This window comes from Legionella sp. (assembly GCF_965140895.1).
Taxonomy (GTDB): domain Bacteria; phylum Pseudomonadota; class Gammaproteobacteria; order Legionellales; family Legionellaceae; genus Legionella.
The window spans coordinates 1-11,176 of sequence record NZ_CBCSKT010000133.1 but is presented as its reverse complement, the minus strand read 5'-3'; the positions used below and the strand labels follow the sequence as shown (position 1 = coordinate 11,176).

Genomic DNA, 11,176 nt, shown 5'->3' with positions numbered 1-11,176 from the left:
GAGTCAACTTACTGGTGGTAAAAAATTATACTGTTAGCTAATTCGGAATTAATCGATTATTTGGTGCGGAATGTGAGCTAAACCAGAAAACCAACTTAAAAATGTTGCCAACACTAAACCTTCTTGCTCGCAAAAATTTTTCTTACTTAAGCCGGAATCCTTCCAGTACTCGCGGTAGCTTGCTCTTTCTTCTAAGGTCGACTCAGTGTAATTTATATGATTTTAAGAGGAAATTTGAATTATCCGGTCAGCCATTTTTATTGATTCTTCCCGATGTGCAATAATAATCTGAGTTATATCGATGCTTTTCAAAACATCATTAATTTTAATTTCAGTTTCAATATCAAGGTGACTGGTTGCCTCGTCCAAAAACAAAATCTTTGGATTCTTATAAAGCGCTCTTGCGATTAAAACTCGTTGTTTTTGTCCTCCAGATAAAGTACTACCTAAATCTCCAATCAGCGTCTCGTACTTCATAGGCATGTTAAGGATATCCTCATGAATTTGAGCCATTTTTGAAACTTCATGAACTCTGTCCATATCAATGTTAGTATCCATAAATGTTATATTATCTATGATAGAACCACTGATTAGTGTATCGTCCTGCATGACTGTAGCACAGATATTTCGATAATGACTAAGTCCTATGCTAGATAGAGCAAGATCATCAATAAATATTTCACCTGAAGAAAAAGGCAGTAGGCCCAAAAGAATTTTTAACAATGTTGTTTTGCCAACTCCAGAGGGTCCTGTAATGGCAACTTTTTCACCTTGTTTAATGTGAAAAGAAATATCTTTTAATATCCAATTTTGATTTTCAGCGTAACGATAGCTTAAGTGACTAGCTTTAATATCTCCAGAAATATTTTTTATTAATTCCTTGGACTTATCATCATATTCTGTTTGCTGTAACAGAATATCGGCAACTCTATTTAATTGTACCGATATTAATTTATAATCAAAAATTTTTTGAATAAAGGAGGATGATTTGTTAACCAGGCTTTGCCGATAAGCTAAAAACGCCATTAACATACCAATAGAAAACTGATTTTTCATCACTAGTACTGCACCAATGGCTATTACCAAAATATGTTCAATATTGAATACAAAAATATTGCCAACATTATATAGTATATTTACGCGAGAAATTTTTATGTCGGCATTCATTGCTTTGATAAAATGATTTTGCCATCCTTGAAACATTGACTTTTCTTTGCAATAGAGCTTTATTGACATGATGCTCTGAATAATTTCTAAAAATTTTGAATTAACTTGGGCATGTTCGTTTATTGATAGCTCGGTTTGCTTTTTGTGATGTCGGTAAGCCAGAATTCTAAGCCCAATATAAATTGTTAATGCAAATAATACGAATAATGTAAGCGTAATGCTGTATATCAACATAATAACCAATGCTAAAATAATAACAAATCCATCCAGCAACGTATTTATCGAATCCGTGGTTATTTTACTTTGTATCTCATTAATCGAATGAAACCTGGATAATATATCCCCTTTGTGACGACGTTCAAAATAACTATACGGTACTTTCAATAAATGATGCATGATGCCAGCGGAAAAATATTCTGACATTCTATTTGTTAGATAAACAACAAAGTGGCTTCTCATGTACTCAATAAAGGTATGACAAAATGTAAGGATTAAAAAACCAACAACGATAACATATAAGTTATTAATATTATTTGAACTTGTTACTCCATCAGTGACATATTGGATAAATAAAGGATTAATCAACATAAATACTTCAATGGCTAATGATAATAGCAATAAAATTACAAGACTATGTTTTAATCCTTTGATATTTTTGAATAGATCTATCAGTGATAATTTGTTTTGAGCTTGAATAGGTGAAAAAAACTCATTTTTATTTACTTCTAAAACAATGCCTGTAAATGAACTTGAAACCTCTTTAAGTGAGACTTTTCTTTCACCAACTGAGGGATCATGTATGACGATATATTTATTATGAACAGATTTGAGTACAACAAAATGATTTAAGTTCCAATGTAGTACTGCAGGGCATTGAACTAGCTTTAGCTCGTTGACTTCTACTCTTATTGCTCTTGTTGTGAAATCTAACTTTTCGAATAAACGAACCAAATCCATCATAGATGAACCATTTATCGAAGGTGCTTGAATATCTCTTAATGAGAATAAATCAATATTATGGCCATGAAAGTTGCTTATCATTGCTACACACGCGTGCCCGCATTCAGTAAATTGTTCTTGTTTAACTACTGGTAGACGTTTTTTAATGCTGTTTAATATATTTTTTGCTGTTGCAGTCATATAATCTGCTCTCCATAATAGCTATAGATTGGATCAAGAATCCATTGCCAAATTTTCTTTTTTTCTCCAGTAAAAATTGCTGTAAATGTCATTCCATGGCTTAATCTCGTTTTTTTTCCATAGGCTAAGATATAAGGCGTTTTCAATGCGGCTTTTATTTTGTAATAGGGCTCACCAATACGTATTGGCTTATCCTCTTTGCTATCCGTTAATATTGTTTGATTAATTTCTTTAACAGTTGCTTGATAAAAACCAAATCGATTTGATGGGTATGCATCGTATTTCAAGTTAATTATTTGCCCTGGTTTTAAAAAACCACTTTCTCTTGATGGAATATACAGTCGTGCAATTAAATTGACTTTTAATGGGATTATTTGTAATAGAGACTTGGACTGCTGCACTTTTTGGCCTCTACGATAAAAAATATTTGTGGCAATCCCATCGTTTGGTGCTGTTATTTGTTGGCTTCTATTTTCTTTGAATTCTAATAACTCGTATTCGGCAATTTTTATTTTATTTTGTAATTCTAGCTCTTCTGACTCAGCATCTTTTAGACTGGAGACAGAAATATATTTCTTTTCATATAATTTTGATAATGCTTGATAATGTTCTGTTTTAATTTGGTATTCTCTTTTAAGATTAGCGATACGGTGCTTATGGTTATTGATTTGTATTTTGTTGTTCTTGGAAAATGGGTTCGAAATTGTATATAAGACTTGTCCTTTTTTTACTTCATTTCCTTCCTCAACAAAAATATTTTCAACAATACCTGCAACATCAGATTCGACTGAAATAATTCCTTCTTCAGAATCAAGATACCCTCTGACATAAGTTCTCTCGGAAATTTGAGCGACACTAAAAAATATGAATAAAATTAAAATTAGAGCAAAGCTTACAATACAGGCTAGTTTATAATTTAGAGGAATGTTAATTCTGGTTGTGCCCAAACTTCTATGTATACGATTGTTGATTACATCTTGTCTGAAAAGATGACTTTTATTTTCCATAAGATAATACCTAAAATAATATTTTATTGGACTCAGGTAAAATCATCACCTGATTTGCCTAAGTCCAGTTAGAGCTTAACTCTGATGTTCATTAATCCATTTTGACCAACGTTCAAAATCATGTTCGTCATAGTTTTTATGACTTAAAGCTTTTAACATGTTATAGGCGTAATCATGATTATTGGGCTGTTTAAGTTTTAACAACTCAATTAAAATATTCCCTGATGCCTTGATAACTTGAGAGTGTGTTTTGGGGTTGGATTTTATAATTCCGAATAAAACATATGAGGCTTTATTTCTATCTGTCACATATGGATAGTTTAATGCCTGAGTAATTCTTCTAAGTTCAAGGTCTTCTATTTTATGTTTATCAACTATAGCACCTAAAACGCGCATCACATTGTTGCGAATTAAATCACTGGTGTCATCAGTAAAATTGATTAATAAGTTGGCTATTTCTTGATAATTGTCATCGTGGGCTAATATGAAAATAGCGTCGCCACGATCATTGTCATCTGCACCATTTTTTATAATGTTAATTAATGCTTGCTTATTTTGCGCTACGCCTTTTTGTAAATGTGGTAATACAGATTTAATATCCTCCTTATCAAAACCCCATGTGCAATGTAATACAGGGCAGGAGGTTTTGCTAAAATCTAGCTTGTTTTTCTTGAGGAGTTGTATTTTTTGTTGGTCGTAATCTCTCCAAATCCTAAAAAGATTTTTTATGCTAAGATTTGAGACAGTTTTGGTTTGCTCTATAGTTCTTTTTTTCTTGGGTATCCTATAAGCTTCATTGGCTTTGACTATATCTAGGGTAGCGAATGTTTTTTTATCCTCTGGATAATGAATGACTGAAATTTTTACTTCTACAAATTTACCAATCTGCTTAACTTCGCCAATAATTTTTTCTTCTAGTTTTAACCGATTAACTAAGGCCTCCGTGCTTGGTTTCTCCTGTGAAAGGTACATTTTTTTTGAGTCGTTTAAATATTCTTCGATCTTATCTGAACAACAGGAATAAATTTTTTGTTTTACAGAATCTTCGACCCCGTAGATATCAAAATTGTCGGGGCTGGCATATAATCTACCAGATAAAATTAATAATCCTAGAATACAGCTCGTAAATTTTTTCATAATTAAGCTACTCGTTTAACTTGGTTTAAATAAACATGTTTATGAATGTTTTCATCAGTCATTTTTTGTGCTTTTTCATCAAGCTCTTGAACTGATAGCGTTTTATTAGATTTCTTCCATGAAAATTCAAACCTTTTCTGTATCATAAACTCCGTAAACATGTCCAAATAACTTATGTTAGGCAATATATCTTCAACCCATAAAAATTGCCCCTGCTCATTAAGTTCTAAAAATACAATTTCTTCTTCGGGTGTGACAATAAAATCAAAGCAACCAAAAACTACGCCTATCATTTTCATAAATCTTATGATTCTATCTTTAATAGAATCACTTAATTTAAAAGGAGATAGTGCTAACTCGTGTCCAGGAATTTTACGCCAATCAGTTTGGCCATCAGCATGTTGTTGTGAGTGAATTTTAACAGCACTTATATGAGAACCGAAGCAGGTGACTCTGAGCTCGTACTTTTTCTCGACATATTTTTGATAAATTCCGGGTACAACCCGTAGCATTTCATCAGAGGGTAAATCATTTAACGATATTTTATCTGTATATAAAAGTCTCACTCCCGAGTCATTAGTCCAATGATGTGGAGCGAATGGCTTATAGATAACGCCATTTTTTTCTGAATTGCCAATAAAGTTTCTTATATCTTTTGGTGAATTCGAGACTAAGGTGTCTGGCAATTTAAAACCACATTTCTGAGCCAGTTTTAATTGGGTTATTTTGGAACGTGTTTTATAGGTTGACTCAATAGGATTTACCCACCATGCATCACCATTTAACAAATAGGGAATTGAATCATGATAAATAGAGTTCTCTTTATGAACAAAGCTTTTATCATCTTCATGGATATTTTCTGGAAGATGAGGTCTTCGAGGTCTTCTCCACCATATAGATTCAATATCTTGAGTTTTCCACTCGATGTTATTTTTTTCGTCAATACTTGTACTCCAATATTCTTGTTTATTAGAGAAATAGATATTGTTTTTTTGAATGCTTGGCATATCTGCACTAAAGAATAATTTACTTTCATATCCTTTTTGCTGAAGAGCAAGATGAACTAATGCCGCATGGATATCATCTGGTTCAGTTATTATTAAAACAGTCATACATACCTTTATTTGAAGCTATGAACCTTTCGGAAAGGTCCATAGAATTAAGTTTTATTGATTACCAATCAACAGTTTGATCTACAGCATAATCAACATTGCCAGGATAGCTTCCTGTTATTCGCTGTGTCGTTTTAGTCGTCATCCTTGCTGAACCACCTGATACTTCAGTCAATTCATCATTTGTTAATTCTTTAGAGGCATTGTAACCAAGGACTCTTTCTTTCTTTTCCATATTTATCTCCTTATTAAAATTAATCAAAAACCACATCATCTACTTCATCATATCCGGGTGGAAAGTTTGTTTTTCGCCTAACTTTCTGTGTTGTTAGCTTATTTGAACCACCAGAAATATTTTTAAATTCTTCGGTTGGTATTTCTCTAGCTTTTATGTAGGCTAAAGGTCTTTCTTCATTATGTTTTCCCATTTTAAATCCTTTAAAAACTAATCTGAAATTACCTGCACTAACTCATCTGGTCCACTAGGAGTGTTGGTAATGGTTCTATCTAGTCTCTGAGTGGCCAAATTACTTCCACCCGTGACATTACTTAGCTCTTGATATGAAATTTCTCGGGCTTTTTTAAATGCGAGCGTTCGCTCATTTTGTTTTAAATAATCCATTTGTTCTCCTTTTTAATTCTCTAACTAACTTCACAACTATCTAAAAAGAGGGTATTAAAACCAAGTTATTAGATAAGATTCTTATTTATTTTTAGAAAATAAGAATTCATTTACTGAGAAATAACCTTGATTAACGTGTTAATTCTTCCAATAAATCTTTCATAAAAGCATCGACTTCGATGCCATTACATTCGTGATACGCTGACCATCCTGGTGAGGGGTTTGCTTCTAAGACAACATAGCCATTTTCAGATTTGATAAAATCAATACCCATTAATGAGTTGCCTTCATATTCTGTAACAGCCAAACAAAATGTTTTGAGTTCGTCAGTGACTTCATTAAAATCGACAAGTGAAAAAAAGTTATCGTCATAGCGGTAATCGACACCTGCTTTTTCAAGTGAGTATTTACCGTAAACCTTGCCATTAACAACATGTATTCTCAGATCATTTCCCGCTACTTTTTCCTGAAATAAAGTGGGAATATTGGATAAGCTCTCTTGGTTCCAGGAAGCAAAGTCCACCTCATCCACGACGATTGAACGAATGCCGGAAAGTGATTTGACAATGTAATGTTTGTTTTTTGATAATTTTGTCAACCCATTCTGGCCTTTGATGACATAACTTTTTCCAATAGTAATATCGCTATATGGGTGACTTGAGTTCTTTAATGAACTGTTTAATTGATATAATTTTGATTCGTTGTTGTGTTGTTTGCTGGGGGCGCAAATCACTCTGCCTTTCCAGGTATCAACAAAATTGTAAAACTCACCTAACATCATCCAATAGGGATCGTCTCTATCAATCTGACAGCCGCGAATATACAAATTTCTTGGGTATATTTTTAATTGCTCTGTATCATTTTTACGATAGATAAAATAACTATCCGAGTTGTTTTGTACATAGGTCCATTTTTTATGGAGATCTTCATAATAAAAGATAAGAATTTTATCGTTCTCTTCAATAGCATGCTCAAGACTTAGCAGAACTTTATCCTGCTTTGGACCAAACGCAATCGTATTTACAATCTCATCAGAGATATCACTTGATAATGAATAATCTATTTCAACAAGAGGTTTATGTGATTTATCAAGTCTGCCACCATTGATTTCAGGTCTATGACTTGAGCAGATAAAAGTTGCTAATAGAGACATTTAGAACATTCCTTTACTAAATACTTCTGCATAAAATGATTAAAGTCAGGATTTTTTGCAGATTGGATGACATCTATATTGATGCAACCAAAGGTTATCTGGTCTTTATCAATAAACATTAATAGCTCAAAAATAAAATATCCAAACAATTTTCGAATTTGCTGGGTCAGCACTTTAATTCTTGCTTGTTGTCCTGGGCTTAATTGCTCATCATATGTTATTAAATCTTGCCCACCCAATGATAAAACAAACAAAGGGGCACCATCAGGTTTAACAAACCGAAAATAGCTCTCTTCGTAACTTTGATTTGTAGACCAATTTAAACAATCAAATATACTTGAATGAATTACATTTTTTACATCAGACAAAAACTGGTGTCTGGGGCTTCCCCAGTAATATCTTGGGATAGAAATCCCTTCGATATTTTTAACCATCTTCCACTGCTGAGGTAAGGTCTTAAAATGTTCACAAATGCCATTGATAGCTTGAATTTGTGGACTTATAAATGCGTTCAAAGCAAACCCTAAATAGGCCTCAAACTCCCTTTGCGCATAATCCTTATCTTCGTATCGAAATTGATTAAATAAGCACTCTTCAACATTAATCACTCTGTTTAATAAATAATGAGAGTGATTGGAAAATTGATTACCAAAAGTATCGATCCATTGAATAATCGGACCGCTCTTATCTAATTCATCTCTAATCTCAAAATTATTCAACAGCTCATCTAAAAAAATAATATCTATGATTGGCTGTACTGAATGCTTCTCAAGAATCCATTTTGTAATTGCCTCACTCTTATGAGATGAGGCAACGAGTAGTTTTTTCTCAGACATGTCAGAATTTATACTCAAGTTGTTGTCTATTAATACCATTACTTATGTTCAACCCTTCACATCCATCCTTAGATGAGTCCTTTCCGCCTTCTTTGCCTTCACTACCACCTTCCTTACCATCACTGTACATGCCAAAAAAGATTTCAATTACATTTTCCATATAATTCTGGTCTTGCATTTTACTTCTCCATTATTTATTGATGATTTCGCCACCAATGACATTGCCACCAATTTTTGAACCACCTCTGACATAGACTTTTCCATGGCCATCATTAAAAACAATATCTCCCCCTACTTCCGAGCTATTCTCCAGAAAGACTTCTTGGGTCTTATTTTCTGTATGATGGATTTGTAAGTTTTCGTTTATTTTTGAGTTAATCAAACGAATTGAACTTGAAAAAATATCCAAAGATTTTTCAAATTTTGATGACGTTGCTTTGAGTGAGCCTTTTATTTTAACATCCTGGTTAACAATGCATTGGATTAAGGTGACGCTACCATTTACATTTAGTGACGCAAAGTTGGCATCATCAGCGTTTAACATACCATTAACGTTAGTTGCACCTTCTACTGTCGTACCGTTTACCGTGACCATTCCGTTCCCTGATAAACTTCTTACAGTTCCTTTTCCACATGTCACACTTCCCGGAGCATGTTTGCAAACATCTGCATTTACAGCTGTTACAACTCCGGTAAGCATAAGTGCGGAGATTATTTTTTTAAATTTCATTGTTTTTCTCCTTTTGTTGACTATTCATTAAATCTGCGAGGTCAAACACATGTTTACAAATCTGTGAGTTTATAAATCTGCTTTCCATTATTTGCGAAGAGGCTTTCTTTTTCTCTTCTTCGAGAAAGGACTTTTCAAATGTTCCATCTATTCTTAAAATTCCTGTTCCAGTTATATGTTGAATCTGCTCCATTCTGTTAAAGGCTCTTACTACATTAAGAAGTGCTATACATAAAGGTACTCCAGCACTTCTGGCATCCATGACGCGAAATTGGTTTTCCATTGAGCGGAGGTTATATTTAAACTTCTTTAATATTTCCCAGGAACTATACAGGTTGGACATAATTGTTATAGCTCGATTTAAATTTTTCTTTAAACTATTTGCTACATTTCCATCAGTATTAATTGTTAGAGAGTCATTAAGTGTTGTTTCCATTTCAAGGGTGAACACGAGGCCATTTTTATTATTGTCATAGGCAGGAATTAACACGTTTGTGATTGAGGCTTGAGTTCTCTCATTTGAGCTTAAAACAAAATTTAGATGTTCCATTTTTAAAACCCTATAACTGCATTCACAAAGTTGATTTAAATTCACAAAACATAATCAACAACATGGAGGGGATTGTAAATACACTTTATTATAATATCAATAGTGTAATTGCACTTTTAAATATTTATATTTTGTATTTATTTTTTTTTTTTGGTGTGTGTGTATAATTACTTATAACTATGTAATTTGAATATTTGTGAGATTGTTTTGTTAGCCTCTATAAAACCCAAGATTGTACTTTTAGATGATGATCAATCCCTTTTGGATGTTATTCATTATTATTTTACTGAGCAGTTCAAAGAATCAGTTATAGTGAAAACGTTTTCAAAAAGTAAGGAGTTTCTTGGATGTCTGGAAAAGTCTTGTTATTTACCTGATACACCGTTAGACATTATTAGTTCATTTTATGAAAGTGAAATTAATAAAACAGCAATATTAAAAACACTTAAGGATTTGTCAGTGTTATCTGCAATAATTGTATTAGATCAGGAATTACGAGGAGAGGGGGTAACCGGAATAGATATAAGCGCTACAATAAGAGAATATTTTCCTTCATCCTATATAAGTATGCTTACTAGCAATGTACCAAATAGTAAAGCTATTCAACTACATAATAACCACAATATAGATTTATTTGTTGACAAGAAAGACATCGACGCAATACATAACCTTTATATTTATCTCTCAAGGCAAATAGAGCTAATAAGCAATCAATATGCCATAGACCCATTTGATATATTTCCTAATAGTATTAATTTAGACAGTGAGGTGTATGTTCGATGTAAACAAACTTTTCTTGAACAAAAGAATCCAATGGTTTTTTTAACTTTAAATGAAAATGGAGATATTGCGCTTTTACAGGATAGTGAGCAGATATCTTTTTGGCGATATATTTCCAACGAAAATAAATTAATAAATTATGAATACTAGTGAAATTACAAATGAATTATTGAAACTCACACCTGGTAAAAGAGTAAAATTTATAAGGCAAAAATTGCTGAAACAAAATCAGCAGCTTTTTTGTGAAGATGGGATTGTTCGTTCTGGTACATTGAAATCAATCGAAAGTGAGCGAATGAAAATTGGAGAAAAGATTGCAGAACGTTTGATACATAAACTGTATTTAGAAGGTGTTATCTGTGATTCAAATATGTTTCTTGAAAAAGAGAATCCTTGTCATATAGAAATAGACTTTTCAAAGAAAGACCTCACAGGCGGCTCAATGAGTTATTTGGAAGAAATTAGACAAAAAATAACACAGCTTACGCCTATTATTATTAGTACGGATGATTATGAGCCATTAATTCCGAAGACAACAACGCTCTTAACACACGAAGCTAATAGAGAACATTTAAAAATGCTAAAAAACACACTTTGTTATATAAAAGGCGATAAGTCCTCGTTATATTACCTAACTTATATAAATACTGATGAGCTTGAAGCAAGTTTTAATAATAAAACTATAACGATATCTAGTAATATATTTGATTTTTGTTCGATTTATATTGTTGAAATAATATATTTCGGAAGTTAATTTTCATTTCAATAGCCTGCTCAATTATAAATCTCACGATCATTTGACATTAGATCATTTGTATCACATTTGATACCTCCGGTGTGCAGGAGGCGTGAGCTTAGTCTGGGCTTTTGTAAGCGGTTAAATAAGTACCTTCTATTTTGGAAAGCACAAGTGAGGTATGCTTCTCAAATCAGCAAGGAGCT

At 32.7% G+C, this 11,176-nt stretch carries 15 protein-coding genes; 2 read left to right on the top strand and 13 right to left on the bottom strand.

Features of this window, described 5'->3' with window-relative positions; translation table 11 throughout:
* Positions 1–48: 48 nt before the first annotated feature.
* The 13 genes from tnpA to ACQY7T_RS12740 form a co-directional block, all read right to left on the bottom strand.
* Positions 49–216, bottom strand: a complete 168-nt coding sequence (gene tnpA, locus ACQY7T_RS12800) for an IS66 family insertion sequence element accessory protein TnpA (protein ID WP_428413905.1) — start codon at positions 214–216, stop codon at positions 49–51.
* Positions 217–222: 6 nt separating this feature from the next.
* Positions 223–2,307, bottom strand: coding sequence for a peptidase domain-containing ABC transporter (locus ACQY7T_RS12795; protein ID WP_428413904.1), 2,085 nt, complete (start codon positions 2,305–2,307; stop codon positions 223–225).
* Complete coding sequence (locus ACQY7T_RS12790; protein ID WP_428413903.1) at positions 2,304–3,314, bottom strand: HlyD family secretion protein; 1,011 nt, start codon at positions 3,312–3,314, stop codon at positions 2,304–2,306. Before ACQY7T_RS12790 ends, ACQY7T_RS12795 begins: the two co-directional genes overlap by 4 nt.
* 75 nt (positions 3,315–3,389) lie before the next feature.
* Positions 3,390–4,451 carry a HEAT repeat domain-containing protein gene (locus ACQY7T_RS12785; RefSeq protein WP_428413902.1) on the bottom strand — a complete coding sequence of 354 codons (1,062 nt, stop codon included), beginning with the start codon at positions 4,449–4,451 and terminating at the stop codon, positions 3,390–3,392.
* A 2-nt stretch (positions 4,452–4,453) separates the two neighbouring features.
* Positions 4,454–5,563 carry an MvdC/MvdD family ATP grasp protein gene (locus ACQY7T_RS12780; protein WP_428413901.1) on the bottom strand — a complete coding sequence of 370 codons (1,110 nt, stop codon included), beginning with the start codon at positions 5,561–5,563 and terminating at the stop codon, positions 4,454–4,456.
* A gap of 61 nt (positions 5,564–5,624) precedes the next feature.
* Complete coding sequence (locus tag ACQY7T_RS12775) at positions 5,625–5,798, bottom strand: bacteriocin (protein ID WP_428413900.1); 174 nt, start codon at positions 5,796–5,798, stop codon at positions 5,625–5,627.
* 19 nt (positions 5,799–5,817) lie between these two features.
* Entirely contained in the window at positions 5,818–5,991 is a 174-nt protein-coding gene (locus tag ACQY7T_RS12770) for a hypothetical protein (protein WP_428413899.1), read from the bottom strand.
* Between the two features lie 17 nt (positions 5,992–6,008).
* On the bottom strand, positions 6,009–6,185 hold the full coding sequence (locus ACQY7T_RS12765) for a hypothetical protein (protein ID WP_428413898.1): 177 nt from the start codon (positions 6,183–6,185) through the stop codon (positions 6,009–6,011).
* 130 nt (positions 6,186–6,315) lie between these two features.
* On the bottom strand, positions 6,316–7,338 hold the full coding sequence (locus ACQY7T_RS12760) for an ATP-grasp domain-containing protein (protein ID WP_428413897.1): 1,023 nt from the start codon (positions 7,336–7,338) through the stop codon (positions 6,316–6,318).
* Complete coding sequence (locus tag ACQY7T_RS12755; protein WP_428413896.1) at positions 7,326–8,174, bottom strand: hypothetical protein; 849 nt, start codon at positions 8,172–8,174, stop codon at positions 7,326–7,328. Before ACQY7T_RS12755 ends, ACQY7T_RS12760 begins: the two co-directional genes overlap by 13 nt.
* Before the next feature lies 1 nt (position 8,175).
* Complete coding sequence (locus tag ACQY7T_RS12750) at positions 8,176–8,352, bottom strand: hypothetical protein (RefSeq protein ID WP_428413895.1); 177 nt, start codon at positions 8,350–8,352, stop codon at positions 8,176–8,178.
* A gap of 12 nt (positions 8,353–8,364) precedes the next feature.
* Positions 8,365–8,904, bottom strand: coding sequence for a hypothetical protein (locus ACQY7T_RS12745; protein ID WP_428413894.1), 540 nt, complete (start codon positions 8,902–8,904; stop codon positions 8,365–8,367).
* The gene (locus ACQY7T_RS12740; RefSeq protein ID WP_428413893.1) at positions 8,894–9,454 is read right to left on the bottom strand and encodes a hypothetical protein; all 561 of its coding nucleotides are present in this window, start codon (positions 9,452–9,454) and stop codon (positions 8,894–8,896) included. Before ACQY7T_RS12740 ends, ACQY7T_RS12745 begins: the two co-directional genes overlap by 11 nt.
* Before the next feature lie 207 nt (positions 9,455–9,661).
* Between ACQY7T_RS12740 and ACQY7T_RS12735 the strand changes: the two genes are divergently transcribed.
* Together ACQY7T_RS12735 and ACQY7T_RS12730 are read left to right on the top strand one after the other, a co-directional pair.
* The gene (locus ACQY7T_RS12735) at positions 9,662–10,384 is read left to right on the top strand and encodes a hypothetical protein (RefSeq protein ID WP_428413892.1); all 723 of its coding nucleotides are present in this window, start codon (positions 9,662–9,664) and stop codon (positions 10,382–10,384) included.
* Complete coding sequence (locus ACQY7T_RS12730) at positions 10,374–10,988, top strand: hypothetical protein (protein WP_428413891.1); 615 nt, start codon at positions 10,374–10,376, stop codon at positions 10,986–10,988. The genes ACQY7T_RS12735 and ACQY7T_RS12730 overlap by 11 nt, the downstream gene beginning before the upstream one ends.
* Positions 10,989–11,176: the final 188 nt, after the last annotated feature.